A 24,128-nucleotide genomic window follows, 5' to 3' on the forward strand; every position below is an offset into this window, starting at 1 on the left:
TATGACCCTGTCTTTTACCACGCGCTGGCGTGACGAATTACCAGCAACCTGGACCGCTCTTAACCCGACGCCATTGCATAATGCGCGGCTTATCTGGCATAACGCGGAACTGGCGCACGAACTGGCGATCCCACAATCCCTTTTTGCTGATAACAAAGGCGCTGGTGTCTGGGGCGGTGAGGCATTACTTCCCGGAATGTCACCATTGGCGCAAGTCTACAGTGGGCATCAGTTTGGTGTCTGGGCCGGGCAGTTAGGCGATGGCCGAGGGATTTTGTTAGGCGAACAATTATTAGCAGATGGCACAACCATGGACTGGCATCTGAAAGGTGCGGGGCTAACGCCTTATTCACGTATGGGCGATGGGCGTGCAGTGCTGCGTTCGACCATCCGCGAAAGCCTGGCGAGTGAAGCGATGCATTATTTGGGTATTCCGGGCACCCGCTCCCTGGCTATTGTCACCAGCGATACCCCGGTTTACCGTGAGACCACTGAGACGGGAGCGATGCTGATGCGTTTGGCGCAAAGCCATATGCGCTTCGGTCATTTTGAGCATTTCTACTATCGGCGTGATATTGAGAAAGTACAACTTTTGGCGGATTTCGCTATTCGTCACTACTGGCCTCACTTGCAAGAAGAACAGGATAAATATGCGATCTGGTTTCGTGATGTCGTCGCGCGGACGGCTTCACTTATTGCTGGCTGGCAAACGGTGGGATTTGCGCATGGTGTTATGAATACTGACAACATGTCGATAATGGGTCTGACGCTTGATTACGGGCCATTTGGTTTTCTTGATGATTATAACCCGCAATTTATTTGTAACCATTCTGACCATCAGGGGCGCTATAGTTTTGATAATCAACCAGCGGTAGCGTTGTGGAATTTACAAAGGCTGGCCCAAACCTTGTCACCTTTTATTGCTGTTAATGCGTTAAATGATGCCCTGGACAGCTACAAGCAGGTGTTATTAGCCGTGTATGGTAAACGGATGCGCCAGAAACTGGGGTTCTATACAGAACAAAACAATGACAACGATTTATTAAATGAACTGTTTGCCTTAATGGCACGTGAAGGTAGCGATTATACCCGCACATTCCGGATGCTAAGCCAGACTGAGCAGAACAGTGCGTCATCGCCGTTACGTGATGAATTTATTGATCGTGCAGCATTTGATAGCTGGTTTAGCCGTTATCGTGCACGGATACAAACAGAGCAGGTTACGGATGATGAGCGTCAGCTACAGATGAAAAGCGTCAATCCAGCGGTTGTGTTACGTAACTGGCTGGCCCAAAGAGCAATCAACGATGCACAGAAAGGAGATATGGAGGAACTGCATCGATTGCATGACGTATTGCGTAATCCCTTCAACGATCGTGATGATGATTACTCCCGCCGTCCTCCTGAATGGGGTAAACGGCTGGAAGTCAGTTGTTCGAGCTAAACTACTTTGTTAGCAATAACTTACCTGCCTGCGTTTTACGCAGCAGGTATTCCTGACCGTCATGATCGATAATGACTTTACCTTCCGGGCCCAACAACGTTTTACTGGCTATCCGCCGTACGGGCGGTGTGGCGGTAAGTTTTTTTTCTTTTTCCTTTACTACTGTTCTGGCGACAAAATCCATATCAGGCATAATCATTAATAATAATATGTATCACAATGATTTTTATTATCAATAAATCAACAAGTAACAGCAAGCACAAATTCTCAGGAGATTGTCGGGAGAGAGAAGAAACGGCCCGCTCAGGTAAGAGCGGGCAGTCAGTCAGAAGCGGCTATCGACAGCTGAAGCAAGCTTACTCAGCAGGATTTCTGAGTCTTCCCAGCTAAGGCAAGGGTCGGTAATAGATTGACCGTAGACCAGTGGCTGACCGCTGATGATTTTTTGAGTGCCTTCACGCAGAAAACTTTCCGCCATGATACCGGCAATGGCGGTAGAGCCATTACGTATCTGTTGGCAAATATCATCACAAACATCCAACTGTCGCCGGTGCTGCTTTTGGCAATTGCCGTGGCTGAAATCTACAACTAAATGCTCTGGCAGATCGAACTCGTGCAGCGTATCACAGGCAGCAGCAATATCTTCTGCATGGTAGTTTGGTTTCTTGCCACCACGCATAATGATATGACCGTAAGGATTGCCGCTGGTCTGGTAAATAGTCATCTGCCCATTTTTATCTGGTGACAGGAACATATGGCTGGCGCGAGAGGCGCGAATAGCATCGACCGCGATACGGGTATTGCCATCGGTGCCATTTTTAAAGCCAACCGGGCAGGACAGGGCGGAAGCCATTTCACGATGGATCTGGCTTTCAGTAGTCCGTGCACCAATAGCCCCCCAGCTAATCAGATCGGCAATAAATTGCCCGGTCACCATATCGAGGAATTCAGTAGCCGTGGGAACGCCAAGTTCATTGACCTGGAGCAATAATTTCCGGGCCAGCTCCAGACCATGATTCACCCGATAACTGCCGTTTAAATCAGGGTCGGAAATGAGTCCTTTCCAGCCCACGACGGTACGTGGTTTTTCAAAATAGGTGCGCATCACGATTTCAAGTCGATGCTGATACTGATTACGCATACTTTGCAATCGCTTTGCATAATCCATCGCTGCATCAAGATCATGAATGGAACAGGGGCCAATTATGACCAGCAGTCGATGATCTTCACCATTCAATATCTTTTCAATACGTCGTCGGGAGTCAGTAACATGACGGGCGACATCAGTGGACACGGGATACCGCTGGGCCAGTTCAGCCGGAGTTACCAGACTGTCTATACGCGCCGTGCGGAGTTCGTCAGTTTTGTTCATTGCAAGTCTCAAAAATTTTTTGCTTCTACGGCAGGACTACCGGGAAGTGATGCGCATCACGATAACATATTTAATTCTTCAAACAGTCTCTTTGTTGACTTCATGTCTTCACCCCATTCACAGGGTTTACTCTGTGACTGGGGGTGCGGTCAGTTGCCGATTCGATACAGCTTGAAAGATTTTGTATGTACACCAATTCCTGCTGATTTCAAGTGCGAGGCAGAAAGCACCTCACGCAATTAACGGTATGATAACAAAAAAGCGAACTCATAAACTAGTAATCTAGTACATTCTTCGATTCAGCCCCATAATATCCAGAATTTTGGTGGCAATCTCTTCTACCGAATAGTTGGTACTGTTGATCCACGGGATCTGGTTTTTACGGTACAGCGCTTCCACTTCCGCAACTTCCATTCGACATTGACGTAATGAGGCGTAGCGACTGTTCTCACGTCGCTCTTCACGAATTGCTGCCAATCTTTCTGGGTTGATCGTCAAACCAAAGAGTTTGTGTTGCAATGGTTTGAGCGATGCAGGAAGCACCAGGTTATCCATATCATCAGCAATAAAGGGGTAGTTAGCCGCCCGGATACCAAATTGCATCGCCAGATACAGGCTGGTAGGGGTTTTACCACAGCGAGAAACGCCCAGTAAGATGACCTGCGCCTGATCAAGGTTGCGCAACGAAATACCATCATCGTGAGCGAGGGTATAGTCGATAGCCGCGATACGGGCATCGTATTTATTCAGATTACCGGGTGTCAGGCCATGCGTTCGATGAGCTATCGGTGTCGGATCGAGCTTCATTTCTTGTTGCAAAGGTGCCACCAGCGCCTGGACGATATCCTGGCAAAATCCTTCACTTTGCAAAATGATAGCGCGAATTTCCGGTAAGACGATGGAATAGAAAACCAGTGGTCGTACACCCGTTTGATGATAAATAGCATCGATTTGATCTTTAACTGCCCTGGCACGACTCTCGTTTTCAACAAACGGTAAAGTAATACTGCTAATGGTTACCGGGAATTGTGACATCACCGCATGGCCTAAAACTTCTGCAGTAATGGCGGTGCCATCAGAAATATAGAAAACGTGACGATCTACAGCACTATCCATTTTTGTTTATCCTTTACGGCAACGATAATTCCCTTAAAGCATAAATTAAAATAAAGAAGAAGCGTAGAGCAACACATCCGTTCTTTCTCTGAAATACAAATTTTATATTTTATGAAACAGCATTTTCATTTTCCATATTTACTATTATACCGACGTATTTTGTGGGAATCGCCCGCCAATGCTGGGTTTGCGCAAACGACGGGAACTGTCTTAAAAATTAAAAAATATATTTGCTTGAACGATTCACTGTTTTTTTCTGCGAGACAAATATGGCAGGATAATTACGCAGTAAGATGGTTCTTAAATCCGTTCATTTATCACAAAAGGATTGTTCGATGTCCAACAATGGCTCGTCACCGCTGGTGCTTTGGTATAACCAACTCGGCATGAATGATGTAGACAGAGTTGGGGGCAAAAATGCCTCCCTGGGTGAAATGATTACTAACCTTTCTGGAATGGGCGTATCCGTACCGAATGGTTTTGCCACAACCGCCGATGCGTTTAATCAGTTTCTCGATCAGAGCGGTGTAAACCAGCGTATCTATGAACTGCTGGATAAAACAGATATTGACGATGTCTCGCAACTTGCTAAAGCAGGTGCGCAGATTCGCCAGTGGATTATCGACACTCCTTTCCAGCCAGAGCTGGAAAATGCTATTCGCGAAGCTTATGCCCAGCTTTCTGCGGATGACGAACATGCATCTTTCGCCGTGCGCTCGTCTGCTACTGCAGAAGATATGCCGGATGCGTCCTTTGCGGGCCAACAAGAAACTTTTCTCAATGTGCAGGGCTTCGATGCCGTCCTGATTGCGGTAAAACACGTATTTGCCTCCCTGTTTAATGATCGCGCCATTTCTTATCGCGTACACCAGGGATATGACCATCGTGGTGTCGCTTTGTCTGCTGGTGTTCAACGGATGGTGCGCTCAGATCTGGCATCCTCTGGCGTGATGTTCTCCATTGATACCGAATCGGGTTTCGATCAGGTGGTATTTATCACTTCGGCCTGGGGGCTGGGTGAGATGGTGGTGCAGGGCGCTGTTAACCCGGATGAATTTTACGTACACAAGCCGACGCTGGCCGCAAATCGTCCGTCCATTGTTCGCCGCACCATGGGGTCGAAAAAAATTCGGATGGTCTACGCATCAACCCAGGAACATGGCAAGCAAGTCAGAATTGAAGATGTACCGCAAGAGCAACGAGACATTTTCTCGCTGACCAACGATGAAGTGCAGGAACTGGCGAAACAGGCTGTTCAGATTGAAAAACACTATGGACGTCCGATGGATATCGAATGGGCCAAAGATGGTCATACTGGCAAATTGTTCATCGTCCAGGCGCGTCCGGAAACAGTGCGCTCCCGTGGTCAGGTTATGGAGCGTTATACCCTTCACGCGCAAGGCAAGATCATTGCGGAAGGGCGTGCAATTGGTCACCGCATTGGTGCTGGAACAGTGAAAGTGATTCAGGACATTAGTGAAATGAATCGCATTGAGCCAGGTGATGTTCTGGTCACTGACATGACCGATCCCGACTGGGAGCCGATCATGAAAAAAGCAGCAGCCATCGTAACTAACCGAGGCGGCAGAACCTGTCACGCAGCGATTATTGCCCGTGAGCTGGGAATTCCGGCAGTGGTTGGGTGTGGCGATGCTACTGAACGGATGAAAGATGGCGAGCAGGTAACGGTTTCTTGCGCAGAAGGCGACACTGGCTATGTTTATGCCGATCTTCTTGATTTCAGTGTGAAAAGTTCCAGCGTAGATACCATGCCTGACTTACCGTTGAAAGTGATGATGAACGTTGGTAACCCGGATCGTGCGTTTGACTTCGCTTGTCTGCCAAATGAAGGCGTTGGCCTGGCGCGACTAGAGTTCATCATTAACCGTATGATTGGTGTTCACCCGCGCGCACTGCTGGAATTTGACGATCAGGAACCGCAGCTGCAAAAAGAAATCCGCGAGATGATGAAAGGTTTTGATTCACCGCGTGAGTTCTATGTCGGTCGTCTGACAGAAGGTATTGCTACGCTGGGAGCGGCGTTTTATCCGAAGCGTGTCATCGTACGTCTCTCTGACTTTAAATCGAATGAGTACGCTAACCTCGTTGGTGGCGAACGTTATGAACCGGAAGAAGAGAACCCGATGTTGGGCTTCCGTGGTGCAGGGCGTTATGTTTCCGACAGCTTCCGCGACTGCTTTGCGCTGGAGTGTGAAGCGGTGAAACGCGTACGCAACGACATGGGGCTGACCAACGTTGAAATCATGATCCCATTTGTGCGCACCGTAGACCAGGCGAAAGCGGTAGTTGAGGAGTTGGCGCGCCAGGGGCTGAAACGCGGCGAGAACGGTCTTAAGATCATTATGATGTGTGAGATCCCGTCTAATGCCTTGTTAGCGGATCAGTTCCTGCAATACTTCGACGGTTTCTCAATCGGTTCTAACGATATGACGCAACTGGCACTGGGCCTGGATCGTGACTCTGGCGTAGTCTCTGAGCTGTTTGATGAGCGTAACGAGGCGGTGAAAGCACTGCTGTCGATGGCTATTCGTGCAGCTAAAAAACAGGGTAAATACGTCGGGATTTGTGGGCAGGGGCCTTCTGATCATGAAGACTTCGCCGCCTGGCTGATGGAAGAGGGAATCGACAGCTTGTCGCTTAACCCGGATACCGTCGTTCAGACATGGTTGAGCCTTGCAGAGCTGAAAAAGTAATTTAACAACGTGATCGACAAGCAGTGTTGTCACAATTGTGGCAACACTGCTTTTTTTATGGTGCGAGGAGTTAACAAAGACGCTCTAAATCGTGGGCGTACAATTCATTAGCCACTGACTGGTAAATTTTCCACTCGAGAAAATCTGCATTCGGATATACCGCCTGAAAACTGCTCAGATCGTTGAAATAACGCATCGTGTTATTTCCGATACGACTATTTATTTTACTGATAATGGCATGAATACGGTCCTTCCTTTGACTTCTCATGGTCAACAACGTTTCAATCACGTTGGCTGGAATGTCATGGTCGCCGTTTTCCCATTGTTGCCAGTTAGCTTCATTGCCATCCAGAGCAATCCACTGGGCACATTCTTGTGTCGTCATAGCAAAAATCAGGCGTAGTGCTTTTAATTCGTATCCGTTCATTATTTGTCGGCAAGTTAAAAAATCGATGTTACATAATAGCACTATTAGCCCGCTAACGGCTTGAGAAGAATCACAACTCAATTTATTCAATTTGAACGGTAACGAGATGGAAATGTTAAAAAAAAGCCCATCGTGGGAGATGGGCAAAGACTACACACAGCAATTCGTTGTTTCACTCAGGGGATTTCCATGCTTATAAATCAATACGTTGATTTATAACCGTGACCTAATAGTAGGCATGGGGCGTTTTAGCGTCGATCAGATTCGTCTCAATAGTTTAAAAACTGTAAACATTTTGCGACACATTAATGATCATTGAGTGGTGAAAGTAAAAATATCGCGGGGATGAAAAGAAAAACCGGGCAGATTATTTGCCCGGTGATTTTGACTTAATGTTGTGGCTTTTCGATCTCGTCCAACTCTTCGAGGATTTCATCGGGATCGTTAACTGGCGGGGGAACTTCATCAACCCAGGCGGCAAACAGGCGCCAGGTAACCGCTAACAGAACTGGGCCGATAAACAGACCGATCATCCCAAAGGCAATCAAACCACCAATGACACCAGAGAGGATCAGTATTAACGGTAGGTCGGCGCCCATACGAATTAGCATTGGTCGGATGACGTTATCCAGTGTACCGACCACACCACTCCACACCAGTAACACAGTTCCCCATGTGGTATCTCCGGTCCAGTAGAGCCAGATAATCGCCGGGATCAATACCGGTAATGGCCCAAGCTGTACCAGACAGGAGAGGATCATTAATACGGTCAATAACGTTGCGTAAGGAACACCTGAAACAGCCAGACCAATCCCACCAAGTACTGCCTGTACCAGCGCAGTTACCACTACGCCAAGCGCCACGGCGCGAATGGCTTGTGCGGCGAGTAGCACAGCTGCATCACCACGAACGCCCGCCAGACGTGTCGCAAAATGGCGGATACCTTGCGCAACCTGTTCACCGCGCCAGTACAGCAAGGCGCTGAAAAGTAGCATCAGCGCACAATGCACCATAAAACGTCCGAGATGCGCAGCTTGTCCAACAAACCAGGTGGTCGTTGTGCCAATGTAAGGACGGACTTTCGCCATGATCGCTGTGCCGCCCATATCCAGCAAATTGTGCCAACCGGCATACAACTTCGCGCCAATCACCGGAATGGTATTTAACCAGGCGAGGTCTGGTAATGTCATGTCACCGCTGGAGATGGCTTTGATCAGTGGACCGCTGCCGTCCACAATACTATTTACCAATAAGGCAATAGGAATGATGAACACCATCACTAACAGTAACGTCATCACCAGTACAGCGAGAGAACGGCGGCCAAAGAGGATTTTTTGCAAGCGTAACAGAACAGGCCAGGTGGCGATAACCACTGTACCGGCCCATGTGATACCGAGAATAAAGGGTTGAACAATCCATAAACATGCCACAATCATGATGGCTAAAAACAGCACCGAGAGCAGAATTTGGGCAACATCCCTGGGCTGACGAACATTTACCATAAACACTTTTCACCTTTTTTGTGCGTCAAAACGTTGACGCGACGTGAACACGCAGAACTCATTACATAATGATGAGCAATTTCAGCGGTTTTTAACAGGCCGATTCTGCCTCTAATTCTGCCAGGCGTATAAGAAAAAAATGTGATACAACAAAGTATGTAATACGCAAACGATTATACGCTCTAACTTTCGTCGCACTGTCCATGATAGTGGCGAAAAAGTAAGTGTGTATCAACGACAACACAGACCGCAGGAAAAGGTCACGATAATGATCCCACAAATTTCTCAGGCTCCCGGCATCGTTCAGCTGGTGGTCAATTTTTTGCAAGAACTGGAGCAACAAGGGTTTACTGGCGACACGGCAACAAGTTATGCCGAACGTTTAACGATGTCGACGGACAATAGCATCTATCAGTTGCTTCCTGACGCAGTAGTGTTTCCACGTTCGACGGCTGATGTGGCACTTATTGCCCGTCTTGCTGCTCAGGAACGCTACACATCCCTGATCTTTACTCCCCGTGGTGGTGGCACTGGCACTAACGGTCAGGCGCTTAATCAGGGGATTATTGTTGATATGTCCCGCTATATGAACCGCATCATCGAAATCAATCCTGAAGAGGGGTGGGTGCGCGTGGAAGCTGGGGTGATTAAAGATCAACTCAATCAGTATTTGAAACCATTTGGCTACTTTTTTGCGCCAGAACTTTCGACCAGCAATCGCGCAACGCTCGGCGGGATGATCAATACCGATGCCTCCGGTCAGGGCTCTTTAGTGTATGGGAAAACATCAGATCATGTGCTTGGTGTGCGGGCAGTTTTACTGGGTGGCGATATTCTTGATACTCAGCCTTTGCCTGTTGAACTGGCGGAAACACTCGGCAAAACCAATACCACTATCGGGCGTATCTACAACACTGTTTATCAACGTTGCCGTCAGCAACGCCAGTTAATTATCGACAAATTCCCCAAACTTAACCGTTTTCTGACTGGTTACGATCTGCGTCATGTCTTTAACGACGAGATGACCGAGTTTGACCTGACTCGCATTCTCACCGGTTCAGAAGGAACACTGGCATTTATTACTGAGGCTCAGCTGGATATAACTCGCTTGCCTAAAGTGCGCCGTCTGGTAAACGTGAAGTATGATTCGTTTGATTCCGCGCTGCGTAACGCACCGTTTATGGTCGAAGCTCGGGCGCTTTCGGTAGAGACAGTGGACTCTAAAGTGCTTAACCTGGCGCGGGAAGATATCGTCTGGCATTCCGTCAGTGAACTGATTACCGATGTACCCGACAAACAGATGCTCGGGCTAAACATTGTTGAATTTGCCGGAGACGATGAAGCACTTATCGATCAGCAGGTGAATGCGCTCTGTGCGCGGCTGGATGAACTTATCGCCAGCCAGCAAGCAGGTGTGATCGGCTGGCAGGTATGCAGTGAGCTGGCAGGTGTTGAGCGTATTTATGCCATGCGCAAAAAAGCCGTCGGCCTGCTCGGTAATGCCAAAGGAGCAGCCAAACCGATTCCGTTTGCTGAGGATACCTGCGTACCGCCGGAACATCTGGCGGATTATATTGCTGAATTTCGCGCGCTGCTCGACAGCCACGGCTTAAGCTACGGTATGTTCGGTCACGTCGATGCAGGTGTCTTGCACGTCCGTCCGGCGCTGGATATGTGCGATCCACAACAAGAGATTTTGATGAAGCAAATCTCTGATGATGTAGTGGCGTTGACTGCGAAATACGGTGGTTTGTTGTGGGGCGAACATGGTAAAGGTTTTCGTGCCGAATACAGCCCGGCGTTTTTTGGAGAGGAACTTTACGGCGAATTACGTAAAGTCAAAGCGGCATTTGATCCACAAAACCGGCTCAACCCAGGGAAAATTTGCCCACCGGAAGGTATCGACGCGCCTATGATGAAAGTGGATGCGGTGAAGCGTGGCACATATGACCGGCAGATCCCCATCGCGGTACGCCAGCAGTGGCGTGGTGCAATGGAGTGTAACGGCAACGGTTTATGCTTCAACTTTGATGCCCGCAGTCCGATGTGCCCGTCGATGAAGATTACCCAGAACCGGATTCATTCACCGAAAGGGCGCGCAACGCTGGTGCGTGAGTGGCTGCGTTTGTTGGCAGATCGCGGCGTTGACCCACTCAAACTGGAACAAGAGCTGCCTGAATCCGGCGTCAGTCTGCGGACGTTAATTGCCCGTACGCGTAATAGCTGGCATGCGAATAAAGGCGAATATGACTTCTCCCATGAAGTCAAAGAGGCGATGTCTGGTTGCCTGGCCTGTAAAGCGTGTTCGACTCAGTGCCCAATCAAAATTGACGTGCCTGAGTTTCGTTCTCGCTTCCTGCAACTCTATCACACCCGTTATTTGCGTCCCCTGCGCGACCACCTCGTCGCCACGGTCGAGAGCTATGCACCGCTGATGGCACGTGCGCCGAAGACTTTTAACTTCTTCATTAACCAGCCGCTGGTGCGCAAACTCTCCGAAAAACATATCGGCATGGTTGATTTGCCGCTGCTGTCGGTGCCATCGCTGCAACAACAAATGGTGGGGCATCGCTCGGCGAATATGACGCTGGAGCAACTGGAGAATCTGACTACAGAACAAAAGGCACGGACCGTGCTGGTGGTGCAGGACCCGTTTACCAGCTATTACGAAGCCCAGGTGGTGGCTGATTTTGTTCGTCTTATCGAGAAATTAGGTTTTCAGCCAGTGTTGCTTCCATTCTCACCAAACGGTAAAGCCCAGCATATAAAGGGCTTCCTGAGTCGTTTTACTAAAACGGCGAAAAAAACCTCAGAGTTACTTAACCGTGTCGCACAATTGGGAATGCCTATGGTGGGCGTAGATCCAGCACTGGTGCTTTGTTATCGGGATGAATACAAACTGGCGCTGGGCGAAAAGCGGGGGGATTTCCATGTCATGCTGGTGAATGAATGGCTTTCATCCGTACTGGAATCTGTGCCGACACGTGAAATGAGTGGCGAGACCTGGTATTTCTTTGGCCATTGTACCGAAGTTACTGCCATACCGGGCGCGCCAGCACAGTGGGCTACCATCTTTGCACGATTTGGCGCCAAACTGGACAACGTCAACGTCGGTTGTTGCGGAATGGCGGGAACGTATGGACATGAGGCGAAAAACCACAAAAATTCGTTAGGCATTTATGAATTATCGTGGCACCAGGCAATGGAAAAATTACCGCGCCAACGCTGCCTGGCAACGGGATATTCCTGCCGCAGTCAGGTTAAACGTATTGAAGGGACGGGGGTTCGTCACCCGTTACAGGCACTACTGGAGTTGATGAAATGATCTGGAAACGTGAAACCAACATTGATGCGCTCAATGCTCTTGGGGAAGGCAATATGGTTGGACTGTTGGATATTCGTTTTGAGCATATTGGTGACGATTCACTGGAGGCGACCATGCCGGTAGACTCGCGCACAAAGCAACCTTTTGGGCTGTTACACGGCGGTGCCTCAGTGGTACTGGCGGAAACGCTGGGCTCAGTGGCGGGTTATCTCTGTACTCACGGGGATCAAAAAGTGGTAGGCATTGAGGTAAATGCTAATCATGTTCGCTCAGCCAGGGAAGGGCGTGTACGTGGCGTTTGTAAAGCATTACATACCGGAACCAGGCATCAGGTTTGGCAAATCGAGATTTTCGATGAGCAGGGGCGTTTGTGCTGTACATCACGCCTGACAACGGCAATTTTGTGACGTTGTCACCAAAAAAAATGTGATGCATATTGCTTTTGGTCATAATCTGCACAGTAAAAGGTGATATACTGTGCAGGTTTTGAACAAAAGCGAGGACGATATGACTACGCAATTTGATCCAGCCCAACTGGCAATTGAATTTTTACGCCGTGACAAAACTCAACTCTCCCCTGCCCAGTATCTTAAGCGCCTGAAACAGTTGGAGCTTGAATTTACTGATCTCATGACACTTTCCTCCGCTGAATTAAAAGAAGAGATCTATTTCGCCTGGCGTCTGGGCGTTCAATAATAAATTCCCCTGTACTTGAGTCATCCCCTTCATTCTGCCGTCGAGCCCTTAAGGCTGCCGTTGCAACCTTAAGGGATGAGTCTCTATCCAATGTCTGTTCCTCTTTCTAAAATTGATATTTTCTATGCATCTTTTATTTCTGTAACTTTTTAATTTCATTCCCCTTATTAAAATCAATAAGTTAGTTACGTTTTCTCTGCCAGGCTATCCCTTGAGACAGGGTCTATGCTTACTATAAGCCGTTTAAAAAGGGGCTTTTGGCGAAAACCCCTTTGGTCGCGGGGTTGAAGTGATAATGATTATCACTAACATGATGTTATCCCGTGGCGGCGTATGAAATGAGGTAAATCTATGGAACTGCATACAGGAACTTTTAATCCCGATGAATTTGCCTGGCAGGGCTTAACGCTGACACCCGCTGCCGTGGTCCACATCCGTGAGCTGGTGGCAAAGCAACCAGGTATGGTCGGCGTGCGCTTAGGCGTTAAGCAAACGGGCTGCGCGGGCTTTGGCTATGTGCTCGACAGTGTTAGCGAGCCGGACAAAGACGATCTGCTGTTTGAACACGACGGCGCGAAGCTGTTTGTCCCGCTGCAAGCGATGCCGTTTATTGATGGCACGGAAGTCGATTTCGTTCGTGAAGGACTTAATCAGATATTCAAATTTCACAACCCTAAAGCCCAGAATGAATGTGGCTGTGGCGAAAGCTTTGGGGTATAGGCGGTACTATGTCTCGTAATACTGAAGCAACTGACGATGTCAAAACCTGGACCGGCGGCCCGCTGAATTATAAAGAAGGGTTCTTCACCCAGTTAGCCACCGATGAGCTGGCAAAGGGGATAAACGAAGAGGTGGTGCGCGCAATTTCGGCGAAGCGTAATGAGCCGGAGTGGATGCTGGAGTTTCGTCTCAATGCTTATCGCGCATGGCTGGAGATGGAAGAGCCGCACTGGCTTAAAGCGCACTACGACAAGCTGAATTATCAGGATTACAGTTACTACTCAGCACCATCGTGCGGTAATTGTGACGACACTTGCGCGTCGGAACCCGGCGCGGTGCAGCAAACTGGCGCGAACGCCTTTTTAAGTAAAGAGGTGGAGGCGGCGTTTGAGCAGTTGGGCGTTCCCGTACGGGAAGGCAAAGAAGTGGCAGTGGATGCCATTTTCGACTCTGTTTCGGTTGCCACCACTTATCGCGAAAAACTGGCGGAGCAGGGAATTATTTTTTGTTCCTTTGGCGAGGCGATCCACGATCACCCGGAACTGGTGCGTAAATATCTCGGCACCGTGGTGCCGGGGAATGACAACTTCTTTGCCGCGCTTAATGCGGCGGTGGCCTCTGACGGTACATTTATTTATGTGCCTAAAGGCGTGCGCTGCCCGATGGAACTTTCCACGTATTTCCGTATTAACGCGGAAAAAACCGGGCAGTTTGAGCGCACCATTCTGGTGGCCGACGAAGACAGCTACGTCAGCTACATTGAAGGATGTTCCGCTCCGGTGCGCGACAGCTATCAGTTACACGCGGCGGTGGTGGAAGTCATCATCCATAAAAACGCCGAGGTGAAATATTCCACGGTACAAAACTGGTTCCCTGGCGATAACAACACCGGCGGTATTCTCAACTTCGTCACCAAGCGTGCTTTGTGCGAAGGCGAAAACAGCAAAATGTCATGGACGCAATCAGAAACCGGGTCAGCGATTACGTGGAAATATCCCAGTTGCATTTTGCGCGGCGATAACTCCATCGGTGAGTTTTACTCAGTGGCACTGACCAGCGGTCATCAGCAGGCGGATACCGGCACCAAGATGATCCACATTGGTAAAAACACCAAATCGACCATTATCTCTAAAGGGATCTCAGCCGGACACAGCCAGAACAGTTATCGCGGCTTAGTGAAAATCATGCCGACGGCAACCAATGCACGTAACTTCACCCAGTGCGACTCAATGCTGATAGGCGCTAATTGTGGGGCGCATACTTTCCCGTATGTCGAATGTCGCAATAACAGCGCGCAACTGGAGCACGAGGCAACGACATCACGTATTGGTGAAGATCAACTGTTTTACTGCCTGCAACGCGGGATCAGCGAAGAAGACGCCATCTCGATGATTGTTAACGGCTTTTGCAAAGATGTGTTCTCGGAACTGCCGCTGGAATTTGCCGTTGAAGCACAAAAACTCCTCGCCATCAGTCTTGAACACAGCGTCGGATAAGGAATAAACATGTTAAGTATTAAAGATTTACACGTCAGCGTGGAAGATAAAACTATCCTGCGTGGGTTAAGCCTCGACGTTCGTCCCGGCGAAGTTCACGCCATTATGGGGCCAAACGGTTCTGGCAAAAGTACCTTATCGGCAACGCTTGCTGGGCGAGAAGATTATGAGGTGACGGGCGGCACGGTTGAGTTCAAAGGCAAAGATTTGCTTGCGCTGTCGCCGGAAGATCGTGCAGGTGAAGGCATCTTTATGGCCTTCCAGTATCCGGTGGAAATTCCCGGCGTCAGTAACCAGTTTTTCCTGCAAACGGCACTTAATGCGGTGCGCAGCTATCGCGGCCAGGAAACGCTCGACCGCTTTGATTTTCAGGATTTGATGGAAGAGAAAATCGCTCTCCTGAAGATGCCGGAGGATTTATTAACCCGTTCGGTAAATGTTGGTTTTTCCGGCGGCGAGAAAAAGCGCAACGATATTTTGCAAATGGCGGTGCTGGAACCGGAGTTATGCATTCTTGATGAGTCGGACTCCGGGCTGGATATTGACGCATTAAAAGTGGTTGCCGATGGCGTGAACTCGCTGCGTGACGGCAAGCGTTCATTCATCATTGTTACGCACTACCAACGCATTCTCGACTACATCAAGCCTGATTATGTCCATGTGCTGTATCAGGGACGAATTGTGAAATCCGGCGATTTCACATTGGTCAAACAACTGGAGGAGCAGGGTTATGGCTGGCTTACCGAACAGCAGTAACGCGCTGCAACAGTGGCATCACTTGTTTGAAGCTGAGGGTGCAAAACGCTCCCCGCAAGCACAGCAGCATTTACAACAATTGCTGCGTACCGGACTGCCGACACGCAAACATGAGCACTGGAAATATACGCCGCTGGAAGGGCTGACCAATAGCCAGTTTGTCAGCATTGCGGGGGAGATATTCCCACAGCAGCGTGATGCCTTAGCGTTAACATTAGACGCGGTGCGGCTGGTTTTTGTTGATGGACGCTACGTGCCAGAGCTTAGCGATACAACTGAAGGCAGCGGGTATGAAGTGAGCATTAACGACGACCGTCAGGGATTACCCGACGCTATTCAGGCGGAAGTGTTTCTGCATTTGACGGAAAGCCTGGCGCAAAGCGTGACGCATATCGCCGTGAAGCGCGGTCAACGGCCGGCAAAGCCATTGCTGTTAATGCATATCACCCAGGGTGTGGTAGGTGAAGAGGTGAACACAGCTCATTACCGGCATCATCTGGATCTGGCGGAAGGTGCCGAAGCGACGGTGATTGAGCATTTTGTTAGCCTGAATGACGCTCGTCATTTCACCGGAGCGCGCTTTACCATCAATGTCGCAGCGAACGCCCACTTGCAGCATATCAAGCTGGCGTTTGAAAACCCGGTCAGTCACCACTTTGCCCATAACGATTTGTTGCTGGCTGACGATGCCACTGCATTTAGCCACAGTTTCCTGCTTGGTGGCGCAGTGTTACGACACAACACCAGTACGCAACTCAATGGCGAAAACAGCACGCTGCGGATCAATAGTCTGGCGATGCCGGTGAAAAACGAGGTGTGTGATACCCGTACCTGGCTGGAACACAATAAAGGTTTTTGTAACAGCCGACAGTTACACAAAACTATCGTCAGCGACAAAGGCCGCGCGGTATTTAACGGTTTGATCAACGTCGCGCAGCACGCCATCAAAACGGATGGTCAGATGACCAACAATAATCTGCTGATGGGAAAACTGGCGGAAGTGGATACTAAACCGCAGTTGGAAATCTATGCAGATGATGTGAAATGCAGCCACGGCGCGACGGTGGGGCGTATTGATGATGAACAGATGTTCTATCTGCGCTCGCGCGGGATCAATCAGCAGGATGCCCAGCAGATGATCATTTACGCCTTTGCTGCCGAACTGACGGAAGCACTGCGTGATGAAGGGCTTAAACAGCAGGTGCTGGCCCGAATCGGTCAACGGCTGCCAGGAGGTGCAAGATGACTTTTTCCGTTGATAAGGTGCGGGCCGATTTCCCGGTGCTTTCGCGTGAGGTGAACGGTTTGCCGCTGGCTTATCTCGACAGCGCCGCCAGTGCGCAGAAACCGAGCCAGGTGATTGATGCCGAGGCTGAGTTTTATCGTCATGGCTACGCGGCGGTGCATCGCGGTATTCATACCTTAAGCGCCCAGGCGACCGAGAAAATGGAGAACGTGCGCAAGCGGGCATCGTTGTTTATCAACGCCCGTTCGGCGGAAGAGCTGGTGTTCGTCCGCGGCACGACGGAAGGGATCAATCTGGTCGCCAATAGCTGGGGCAACAGCAATGTGCGGGCGGGCGATAACATCATCATCAGTCAGATGGAGCACCACGCTAACATTGTTCCCTGGCAGATGCTTTGCGCACGCGTTGGCGCAGAGCTGCGTGTGATCCCTCTCAACCCCGACGGTACGCTGCAACTGGAGACGCTGCCTACGCTGTTTGATGAGAAAACTCGCCTGCTGGCAATTACCCATGTCTCCAACGTGCTTGGGACAGAAAATCCGCTGGTGGAGATGATCACGCTTGCGCACCAACATGGCGCAAAAGTACTGGTGGATGGCGCTCAGGCGGTGATGCATCATCCGGTGGACGTTCAGGCGCTGGATTGCGATTTTTACGTGTTCTCCGGGCATAAACTGTATGGACCCACCGGGATTGGCATTCTTTATGTCAAAGAAGCCTTGTTGCAGGAAATGCCGCCGTGGGAAGGGGGCGGTTCTATGATCGCCACCGTCAGCCTGAGTGAAGGCACAACCTGGACTAAAGCACCGTGGCGGTTTGAAGCCGGCACACCCAATACCGGAGGCATTATTGGTCTTGGCGCGGCGCTGGAGTATGTGTCGGCGCTGGGGCTTAATAATATAGCCGAGTATGAACAGAATCTGATGCACTACGCGCTATCACAGCTGGAATCTGTACCGGATCTCACTCTCTATGGTCCCCAGAACAGGCTTGGCGTTATTGCTTTTAATCTTGGCAAACACCACGCCTATGACGTCGGCAGTTTTCTTGATAACTACGGTATTGCAGTACGTACCGGACATCACTGCGCAATGCCATTAATGGCCTATTACAACGTCCCGGCTATGTGTCGGGCGTCGCTGGCCATGTATAACACCCATGAAGAAGTTGATCGTCTGGTGACCGGATTGCAACGTATTCATCGTTTGCTGGGATAACAGGGAGGCACTATGGCTGTATTGCCGGATAAAGAAAAATTGCTGCGTAATTTTTTACGCTGCGCCAATTGGGAAGAGAAATATCTCTACATTATTGAGCTGGGCCAGCGTATGCCAGAATTACACGACGAAGACAAAAGCCCGCAAAATAGCGTCCAGGGCTGCCAGAGTCAGGTATGGATTGTGATGCGTCAAAATGCGCAGGGAATTATTGAATTACAGGGCGACAGCGATGCGGCGATTGTGAAAGGGCTTATTGCGGTCGTCTTTATTCTTTACGATCAAATGACACCGCAGGATATTGTCAATTTCGATGTGCGTCCGTGGTTTGAAAAAATGGCGCTGACCCAACATCTCACCCCATCTCGTTCACAAGGTCTGGAAGCGATGATTCGCGCAATTCGCGCCAAAGCCGCTGCACTTAGCTAAACTAAAGGGACAGCTTTCATCCGGTTGGCTCACATTGCCGGATGGTCAATGTTTACACTGACCTGCACAGGAGTGTTTTGGTTTCAGGTGAACATAAGCGCCATCCGACGTTTCAGCGTGAGTCTCCGGCAAATACAGGAGGTTTACAATGAAACGCGCGTCTTTGCTTACACTCACGCTTATCGGCGCTTTTAGCGCCATCCAGGCTGCCTGGGCGGTTGATTATCCGCTACCACCAACCGGAAGCCGACTGGTTGGGCAAAATCAAACGTATACGGTGCAAGAAGGGGATAAAAACCTTCAGGCCATCGCCCGACGTTTTGATACTGCGGCAATGTTGATCCTTGAAGCCAATAACACTATCGCCCCGGTGCCAAAACCTGGTACGACGATAACGATTCCTTCGCAACTGTTATTACCTGATGCGCCGCGTCAGGGGATTATCGTTAACCTGGCAGAGCTGCGCCTTTATTATTATCCGCCGGGAGAAAATATCGTGCAGGTCTATCCGATAGGTATTGGTTTGCAGGGGCTGGAAACGCCAGTGATGGAAACGCGTGTGGGGCAGAAAATCCCTAACCCAACCTGGACGCCTACGGCGGGCATTCGTCAGCGTTCGCTGGAGCGTGGCATTAAATTACCGCCAGTCGTTCCTGCCGGGCCAAATAACCCACTAGGACGTTACGCACTGCGCCTCGCGCATGGTAATGGCGAATACCTCATTCATGGCACCAGTGCGCCGGACAGCGTTGGTTTGCGCGTCAGTTCAGGGTGTATTCGCATGAATGCACCGGATATTAAAGCCTTGTTCTCCAGCGTGCGGACGGGAACGCCGGTGAAAGTGATCAACGAACCGGTGAAATATTCTGTGGAGCCTAACGGGATGCGTTATGTGGAAGTGCATCGACCACTATCAGCAGAAGAACAGCAGAACGTTCAGACAATGCCATACACACTACCAGCAGGCTTTACGCAATTTAAAGACAATAAGGGTGTAGATCAGAAATTAGTCGATAAAGCGTTGTATCGTCGGGCAGGGTATCCGGTTGCGGTGAGCGAGGGAGGAGCGGTAACAGGTGGAGCGCCTGTGATTAATTCAGCGCAGAATGCGCCATCAGTCGCTGGTGTACAAGAACAGGTCACGCAATAAAAAGCAAAAAAAATGGCGCACAACGTGCGCCATTTGCTCTAACACAGGTACTGTTACTTTTTGTACTTAGTAGCCATGTTGTCCAGACGCTGGTTAGCGCGAGCTGCGTCGTCTTTAGCAGCCTGAACGTCGGAACGCATTGCGTTCACGTCGTTGCTCAGCTGGTCAACTTTAGCGTTCAGAGTCTGAACGTCAGAAGACAGCTGATCGATTTTAGCGTTGCTGGAGCAACCAGCCAGCAGAGTAGAAGCCAGGATTACCGCGCCCAGTACCAGTTTAGTAGATTTCATTATTAATACCCTCTAGATTGAGTTAATCTCCATGTAGCGTTACAAGTATTACACAAAGTTTTTTATGTTGAGAATATTTTTTTGATGGGAATGCACTTATTTTTGATCGTTCGCTCAAAGAAGCACCTAATGTAACAAAAACAGGTAAAAAGATGAGTGAAAACAGGGTGCTTCCATCGGATTCGTCTTAGATAATTTTACATTAGATAGTGAAATCCGATTTGCAATTTTAATAATCGTCGTTATTACAGAAATAAAAAAAGCGCCGCAAGGGCGCTTTCCTGGATAAATTAATTCACAAACAATTATTACAGTACGTGAACAGATGCGGTATTGGTTGTGCCGCTTGGGACCAGTGCGCCAGAAACCATGACCACAACATCACCTTTCTGAGCCAGACCGCTCTGCAGAGCCAGTTCTTTACCCAGACGGTAGAAGTCATCAGTAGAGGTGATTTCTTTCACCAACTGTGGCACAACGCCTTTGCTCAGCACCAGCTGATGTGCAGTTTTTTCGTTGGTGGTCAGCGCCAGGATGGTTGCATCCGGGAAGTATTTGCGCACCGCACGTGCAGATTTACCGCCCTGGGTCGCTACAACGATCAGCGGGGCATCCAGTTTTTCTGCTGTTTCAACCGCACCACGGCAAACTGCTTCAGTGATACGCAGTTTACGGCTGTCGTTGTTGAAATCCAGACGGCTGGTCATTACACGATCAGTACGTTCACAAATGGTCGCCATAATAGAAACAGCTTCCAGCGGATACTTGCCTTTTGCGGATTCACCAGACAGCATAACTGCGTCAGTACCATCCAGAATGGCGTTAGCAACGTCACCTGCTTCTGCGCGGGTTGGTCGTGGGTTTTTGATCATGGAATCCAGCATTTGAGTCGCAGTAATAACGACTTTACGTGCACGGATACATTTTTCGATCATCATCTTCTGAGCGAAGATAACTTCTTCAACCGGGATTTCAACACCCAGGTCGCCACGCGCAACCATGATACCGTCAGACGCTTCGAGGATTTCGTCGAAGTTGTTCAGGCCTTCCTGGTTTTCAATTTTGGAGATGATCTGGATGTTTTCGCCGCCGTGCGCTTTCAGGTGTGCGCGAATCTCTTCTACGTCGGAGCGTTTACGAATAAAGGAAGCAGCAACAAAGTCAACGCCTTGTTCGCAGCCGAAGATCAGATCCTGTTTGTCTTTTTCAGCCAGTGCTGGCAGGGCAATGGAAACACCAGGCAGGTTCACACCTTTGTTTTCGCCCAGATCGCCGTTGTTCAGCACTTTACAAATAACTTTGTTACCTTCAATAGCGGTAACTTCCATGCCAATCAGACCATCATCGACCAGAACAGTGTTGCCAACAGACAGGTCGGAAGTCAGGCCTTCGTAAGTTACTGCAACGATCTCATTGTTACCCACCACAGATTTATCAGTAGTGAAAGTAAAGGTCTGGCCTGCTTTCAGGGAAACGTCATTACCGCCTTCCAGTTTGATGGTACGGATTTCCGGGCCTTTGGTGTCGAGCAGGATGGCTGCTTGTTTGCCGGTTTTGCTCATAACGTTGCGCAAGTTCTGGATGCGCTGACCATGTTCTGCGTAATCACCGTGAGAGAAGTTCAGACGCATGACGTTCATGCCTGCGTCGAGCATCTTGGTTAACATCTCTTCTGATTCGGTTTTCGGGCCGATTGTGCAAACAATTTTCGTCTTTTTCATGACAGTCTTAGTCTTTAAGTTGAGAAGGATTGGAAAATCTGGCTTCAGGGGCGCACGGCCGGGAAGCTAAACCTGTTTTACGAAAAAAATGATGCCTCGCACTAAGGATAGGTGACTTCAATGTAGCGTGCAGAGGAATGTGTGCTTGCGTTTCAGCCCAACAGGAAAGAGTCGTTTTTAGTCGCTGAGTATGACTGTACAAGTGGCTGAAACCATTCAAGTGACAATTGGCGCGCATTATACGCTGAAAAAAGCAAAAAAGGAAAATGAAAACGGTGTTTCAAAACAGAACCTGGCAGATTGATGATATCTGCTAACAACTCTTTTATTTCTGCTCAACATACAGAAACGCGTGTAAGACACGTCACGTTGCGCAACAACCGATAATGCTTTAATTGATTATTTATAGTCTTGCAATAATATCTTGTTTTATTTGTTTGATTTTTAATGATTTTTGTTTTTATCAACAGAGTGATATAAGCTTTTTGTTTCACCTTGCGATGAGCGAAAAGTATGGGTAATCAAACAAAAGAAGACGATTTGTACCGGGAGATGTGCCGGGTGGTTGGCAAGGTTGTTCTGGAAATGCGTGATCTCGGTCAGGAGCCAAAACATATTGTGATAGCAGGTGTATTGCGTACAGCACTAGCAAATCAGCGTATCAAACGTACAGAACTGGAAAAGCAGGCAATGGAGACTGTTATCAAAGCGCTTGCGGGATAACAGAGCTGGAGATGACAATCTTGCCATCTCCAGTTTTTCTATTCTTCGGTGTATATAAGATACTTGCGGCGAGATGGTGCGGACTGAGAAATGGCTTTTGCCATCGACTCAGCAATATCAGCACATGCTGTCAATCCCTGAACGAAAGGACGATCATGCATGAGCCACGGGAGTGCCGCAAAGGCAATGCGACCACGGACAATCTCTGGTGACTGTAAAGTATAATCACTGCCAATATCAGGAATATCCTCCCCGGAAGCAGCAAGTTGTTTGCGTAAACGTGGAAAGGGGAGATCATTAATCTTCAATGGCCGCTGGCCCCGCGCGTCAATAAACAGATCAAATGTGTATTTACACTCAGTGGTGGTAATCACAGTCTCGGTTTCGTTAACAGTCATTTCATACTCGTTCCCCAGAGCAAGTACAGTAATAAGGCCTGCTTTATGCAGGGCCAGAAGTCGGCGGATAGATTCGGAAGGTATTGCCGCGTAATTATCTATAAATACCCGCGCGAGCCCCTTACTAAACCGTTGACTGTCTTCCTCATTAAGGTGAGGGACGATTTCCTGAACCACCTCGTGTAGCCGCAAAATGGTATAGCGCCAGGGCACAGTATATTTCTGACGTTTATTTCGCTCTACCTCCTGAAGATTCGCTTCTGCCCACAGAAATGGATCATGACTTTTCCGCTCAGCAAACCAGGCGGTGGCAAAACTATCTGCATCCAGAGTATTTAAGGCAATGCTTTGGCACCATGCGGGATCAGCAACTTCTAATTCCGCAACAATCAGGCGGAATATCCTGTTGAGTAAACCTTGTGAGCCAGCTGCAATTTCTTGTTCAATCGCTGCAGCAGTTACGATAGTTAAAGATTCGTAGGGAATAGGGCAGTAAAAATCGGCCTCCGGCAGGACACCTGTACGAGACATCAGCGTCAGCTCCAGATTGTCACTATTTTCATTGAGATGAAATCGCAACTGTTTATTGGCTGACTCAGTGAACTTACCGTGCTGAATAGCAACCGCCATTGCTGCATCCAGTCCACTAAGTGAGGTACCCATAATTCCCACTTTACAGGGGGGAATTTTAGCTTCCATTAATCCTGACCATGGACTGGGGAAATAACATCTCGTTGCTTGTGTTTCATCTGGCCAAACGTGCCCGGTAGCAATGACAGCGAGATCGAACTCCCCGGCATCGCTACTGTTTTCAGCCCATATACGCACGCCCTTTGTCGTAGCTTCGATATCGGTGACGCGGCAGGACTCGTGAATATTAACTATAAAATGTTGTGCTTTAGCCCGCTTCACCAATTGCAAAAATTGCGCACGAAAATATTCGCCGAGCAAGATCCTTGGCAAAAACTGACGGTCGTGTAACGTAGCGCGTTGAATACCATAGCGCGCGAGATGCTCATCACTCTGCTGTTGTAACCATTCCAGATAAGTAATATTTACTGGTGGGATTTCTATACTCGCAATGTTAGCCAGCATGATTTTCGAGTTATCTTCGTCGCTGTAGGGCATCCCGACACCCGCTTCATCAGCCTGTTCAAAAAGAGTGACAGAAACCGGCGTTTGCTGTTCAAGGAGGGAGTTTAAGGTGTAGATCCCGGTGGGTCCGCCTCCCACAATGGCTATTCTTCTCATTATCAGTTACCCATTTTTATTGTTTATAAGGTTGTCAGTCTTCCAGGCAATAACGTCGTACCTGATAAGTGTGGATGAAAATGGGCATTGTTCCAGCGGGGGGATTATTTTCGGAAGGGGCTTAAAACCGGGGGA

Annotated in this window: 22 protein-coding genes and 1 other RNA gene; 13 read left to right on the top strand and 10 right to left on the bottom strand. The window is 49.1% G+C overall.

The features are described 5' to 3' along the window. Position 1: 1 nt before the first annotated feature. Complete coding sequence (gene selO, locus EFER_RS06860; RefSeq protein WP_000175689.1) at positions 2-1,444, top strand: protein adenylyltransferase SelO; 1,443 nt, start codon at positions 2-4, stop codon at positions 1,442-1,444. A gap of 1 nt (position 1,445) precedes the next feature. Here the strand turns inward: selO and hemP are convergent, their stop codons facing one another. The 3 genes from hemP to ppsR form a co-directional block, all read right to left on the bottom strand. Beyond that, positions 1,446-1,628 carry a hemin uptake protein HemP gene (gene hemP / locus EFER_RS06865; RefSeq protein WP_002431562.1) on the bottom strand — a complete coding sequence of 61 codons (183 nt, stop codon included), beginning with the start codon at positions 1,626-1,628 and terminating at the stop codon, positions 1,446-1,448. Between the two features lie 141 nt (positions 1,629-1,769). After that, positions 1,770-2,816 (bottom strand): 3-deoxy-7-phosphoheptulonate synthase AroH, encoded by a 1,047-nt coding sequence (aroH, locus tag EFER_RS06870; RefSeq protein WP_001043858.1) that lies wholly within the window; start codon positions 2,814-2,816, stop codon positions 1,770-1,772. Positions 2,817-3,098: 282 nt separating this feature from the next. Then, complete coding sequence (gene ppsR / locus EFER_RS06875; protein ID WP_000376530.1) at positions 3,099-3,932, bottom strand: posphoenolpyruvate synthetase regulatory kinase/phosphorylase PpsR; 834 nt, start codon at positions 3,930-3,932, stop codon at positions 3,099-3,101. A gap of 335 nt (positions 3,933-4,267) precedes the next feature. On the opposite strand from ppsR, the gene ppsA reads away from it, so the two are divergent. Then, on the top strand, positions 4,268-6,646 hold the full coding sequence (gene ppsA, locus EFER_RS06880) for a phosphoenolpyruvate synthase (RefSeq protein WP_000069344.1): 2,379 nt from the start codon (positions 4,268-4,270) through the stop codon (positions 6,644-6,646). A 70-nt stretch (positions 6,647-6,716) separates the two neighbouring features. Here ppsA and EFER_RS06885 read toward each other — a convergent pair whose 3' ends face one another. The 3 genes from EFER_RS06885 to ydiK form a co-directional block, all read right to left on the bottom strand. Then, positions 6,717-7,073, bottom strand: coding sequence for a YdiL family protein (locus EFER_RS06885; RefSeq protein ID WP_001014786.1), 357 nt, complete (start codon positions 7,071-7,073; stop codon positions 6,717-6,719). A gap of 115 nt (positions 7,074-7,188) precedes the next feature. Beyond that, positions 7,189-7,296, bottom strand: an RNA gene (gene rprA, locus EFER_RS22490) — antisense sRNA RprA. 166 nt (positions 7,297-7,462) lie between these two features. Beyond that, positions 7,463-8,575 carry an AI-2E family transporter YdiK gene (gene ydiK, locus EFER_RS06890; RefSeq protein ID WP_000248651.1) on the bottom strand — a complete coding sequence of 371 codons (1,113 nt, stop codon included), beginning with the start codon at positions 8,573-8,575 and terminating at the stop codon, positions 7,463-7,465. 268 nt (positions 8,576-8,843) lie between these two features. On the opposite strand from ydiK, the gene ydiJ reads away from it, so the two are divergent. The 10 genes from ydiJ to ldtE all read left to right on the top strand — a co-directional run bounded on the left by ydiJ (position 8,844) and on the right by ldtE (position 19,610). Then, on the top strand, positions 8,844-11,900 hold the full coding sequence (ydiJ, locus tag EFER_RS06895) for a D-2-hydroxyglutarate dehydrogenase YdiJ (RefSeq protein WP_000612895.1): 3,057 nt from the start codon (positions 8,844-8,846) through the stop codon (positions 11,898-11,900). Beyond that, positions 11,897-12,307 carry a 1,4-dihydroxy-2-naphthoyl-CoA hydrolase gene (menI, locus tag EFER_RS06900; protein WP_000637922.1) on the top strand — a complete coding sequence of 137 codons (411 nt, stop codon included), beginning with the start codon at positions 11,897-11,899 and terminating at the stop codon, positions 12,305-12,307. The genes ydiJ and menI overlap by 4 nt, the downstream gene beginning before the upstream one ends. Positions 12,308-12,407: 100 nt before the next feature. Then, on the top strand, positions 12,408-12,596 hold the full coding sequence (locus EFER_RS06905) for a YdiH family protein (protein WP_024256436.1): 189 nt from the start codon (positions 12,408-12,410) through the stop codon (positions 12,594-12,596). A gap of 351 nt (positions 12,597-12,947) precedes the next feature. Continuing rightward, the gene (sufA, locus tag EFER_RS06910) at positions 12,948-13,316 is read left to right on the top strand and encodes a Fe-S cluster assembly scaffold SufA (RefSeq protein WP_000418977.1); all 369 of its coding nucleotides are present in this window, start codon (positions 12,948-12,950) and stop codon (positions 13,314-13,316) included. Between the two features lie 8 nt (positions 13,317-13,324). Then, a complete protein-coding gene (gene sufB, locus EFER_RS06915) occupies positions 13,325-14,812 on the top strand; it encodes a Fe-S cluster assembly protein SufB (RefSeq protein WP_000089364.1) in 1,488 nt (495 codons plus the stop codon). Positions 14,813-14,821: 9 nt separating this feature from the next. Then, positions 14,822-15,568 (top strand): Fe-S cluster assembly ATPase SufC, encoded by a 747-nt coding sequence (gene sufC, locus EFER_RS06920; RefSeq protein WP_000948890.1) that lies wholly within the window; start codon positions 14,822-14,824, stop codon positions 15,566-15,568. Next, the gene (gene sufD / locus EFER_RS06925) at positions 15,543-16,814 is read left to right on the top strand and encodes a Fe-S cluster assembly protein SufD (RefSeq protein ID WP_000907953.1); all 1,272 of its coding nucleotides are present in this window, start codon (positions 15,543-15,545) and stop codon (positions 16,812-16,814) included. The genes sufC and sufD overlap by 26 nt, the downstream gene beginning before the upstream one ends. Then, positions 16,811-18,031, top strand: a complete 1,221-nt coding sequence (sufS, locus tag EFER_RS06930) for a cysteine desulfurase SufS (protein WP_000144590.1) — start codon at positions 16,811-16,813, stop codon at positions 18,029-18,031. Before sufD ends, sufS begins: the two co-directional genes overlap by 4 nt. Positions 18,032-18,043: 12 nt before the next feature. Continuing rightward, entirely contained in the window at positions 18,044-18,460 is a 417-nt protein-coding gene (sufE, locus tag EFER_RS06935) for a cysteine desulfuration protein SufE (RefSeq protein ID WP_000279739.1), read from the top strand. A gap of 148 nt (positions 18,461-18,608) precedes the next feature. Continuing rightward, positions 18,609-19,610 (top strand): L,D-transpeptidase LdtE, encoded by a 1,002-nt coding sequence (gene ldtE / locus EFER_RS06940; protein WP_000817108.1) that lies wholly within the window; start codon positions 18,609-18,611, stop codon positions 19,608-19,610. 53 nt (positions 19,611-19,663) lie between these two features. Here the strand turns inward: ldtE and lpp are convergent, their stop codons facing one another. The 3 genes from lpp to ynhH all read right to left on the bottom strand — a co-directional run bounded on the left by lpp (position 19,664) and on the right by ynhH (position 21,859). After that, positions 19,664-19,900, bottom strand: coding sequence for a murein lipoprotein Lpp (lpp, locus tag EFER_RS06945; protein ID WP_000843205.1), 237 nt, complete (start codon positions 19,898-19,900; stop codon positions 19,664-19,666). A gap of 308 nt (positions 19,901-20,208) precedes the next feature. Then, on the bottom strand, positions 20,209-21,621 hold the full coding sequence (gene pykF / locus EFER_RS06950) for a pyruvate kinase PykF (protein ID WP_000751455.1): 1,413 nt from the start codon (positions 21,619-21,621) through the stop codon (positions 20,209-20,211). A 7-nt stretch (positions 21,622-21,628) separates the two neighbouring features. Beyond that, positions 21,629-21,859, bottom strand: coding sequence for a protein YnhH (gene ynhH / locus EFER_RS24890; protein ID WP_419715436.1), 231 nt, complete (start codon positions 21,857-21,859; stop codon positions 21,629-21,631). A 275-nt stretch (positions 21,860-22,134) separates the two neighbouring features. Between ynhH and fumD the strand changes: the two genes are divergently transcribed. Continuing rightward, positions 22,135-22,344, top strand: coding sequence for a fumarate hydratase FumD (fumD, locus tag EFER_RS06955; RefSeq protein ID WP_000528120.1), 210 nt, complete (start codon positions 22,135-22,137; stop codon positions 22,342-22,344). A gap of 38 nt (positions 22,345-22,382) precedes the next feature. Here fumD and EFER_RS06960 read toward each other — a convergent pair whose 3' ends face one another. Further along, positions 22,383-23,993, bottom strand: coding sequence for an FAD-NAD(P)-binding protein (locus EFER_RS06960; RefSeq protein ID WP_001252600.1), 1,611 nt, complete (start codon positions 23,991-23,993; stop codon positions 22,383-22,385). Positions 23,994-24,128: the final 135 nt, after the last annotated feature.

Source organism: Escherichia fergusonii ATCC 35469, from assembly GCF_000026225.1.
In the GTDB taxonomy this organism is placed as follows: domain Bacteria; phylum Pseudomonadota; class Gammaproteobacteria; order Enterobacterales; family Enterobacteriaceae; genus Escherichia; species Escherichia fergusonii.

Coding starts and splice junctions, on each gene's coding strand:
- sufC (WP_000948890.1), top strand. CDS start 14,822: ATGTTAAGTATTAAAGATTTACACGTCAGCGTGGAAGATAAAACTATC.
- fumD (WP_000528120.1), top strand. CDS start 22,135: ATGGGTAATCAAACAAAAGAAGACGATTTGTACCGGGAGATGTGCCGG.
- ydiK (WP_000248651.1), bottom strand. CDS start 8,575: ATGGTAAATGTTCGTCAGCCCAGGGATGTTGCCCAAATTCTGCTCTCG.
- EFER_RS06960 (WP_001252600.1), bottom strand. CDS start 23,993: ATGAGAAGAATAGCCATTGTGGGAGGCGGACCCACCGGGATCTACACC.
- sufE (WP_000279739.1), top strand. CDS start 18,044: ATGGCTGTATTGCCGGATAAAGAAAAATTGCTGCGTAATTTTTTACGC.
- ppsR (WP_000376530.1), bottom strand. CDS start 3,932: ATGGATAGTGCTGTAGATCGTCACGTTTTCTATATTTCTGATGGCACC.
- EFER_RS06885 (WP_001014786.1), bottom strand. CDS start 7,073: ATGAACGGATACGAATTAAAAGCACTACGCCTGATTTTTGCTATGACG.
- selO (WP_000175689.1), top strand. CDS start 2: ATGACCCTGTCTTTTACCACGCGCTGGCGTGACGAATTACCAGCAACC.
- menI (WP_000637922.1), top strand. CDS start 11,897: ATGATCTGGAAACGTGAAACCAACATTGATGCGCTCAATGCTCTTGGG.
- EFER_RS06905 (WP_024256436.1), top strand. CDS start 12,408: ATGACTACGCAATTTGATCCAGCCCAACTGGCAATTGAATTTTTACGC.
- ldtE (WP_000817108.1), top strand. CDS start 18,609: ATGAAACGCGCGTCTTTGCTTACACTCACGCTTATCGGCGCTTTTAGC.
- sufS (WP_000144590.1), top strand. CDS start 16,811: ATGACTTTTTCCGTTGATAAGGTGCGGGCCGATTTCCCGGTGCTTTCG.
- sufD (WP_000907953.1), top strand. CDS start 15,543: ATGGCTGGCTTACCGAACAGCAGTAACGCGCTGCAACAGTGGCATCAC.
- hemP (WP_002431562.1), bottom strand. CDS start 1,628: ATGGATTTTGTCGCCAGAACAGTAGTAAAGGAAAAAGAAAAAAAACTT.
- sufB (WP_000089364.1), top strand. CDS start 13,325: ATGTCTCGTAATACTGAAGCAACTGACGATGTCAAAACCTGGACCGGC.
- sufA (WP_000418977.1), top strand. CDS start 12,948: ATGGAACTGCATACAGGAACTTTTAATCCCGATGAATTTGCCTGGCAG.
- ynhH (WP_419715436.1), bottom strand. CDS start 21,859: ATGCGCGCCAATTGTCACTTGAATGGTTTCAGCCACTTGTACAGTCAT.
- aroH (WP_001043858.1), bottom strand. CDS start 2,816: ATGAACAAAACTGACGAACTCCGCACGGCGCGTATAGACAGTCTGGTA.
- ydiJ (WP_000612895.1), top strand. CDS start 8,844: ATGATCCCACAAATTTCTCAGGCTCCCGGCATCGTTCAGCTGGTGGTC.
- lpp (WP_000843205.1), bottom strand. CDS start 19,900: ATGAAATCTACTAAACTGGTACTGGGCGCGGTAATCCTGGCTTCTACT.
- ppsA (WP_000069344.1), top strand. CDS start 4,268: ATGTCCAACAATGGCTCGTCACCGCTGGTGCTTTGGTATAACCAACTC.
- pykF (WP_000751455.1), bottom strand. CDS start 21,621: ATGAAAAAGACGAAAATTGTTTGCACAATCGGCCCGAAAACCGAATCA.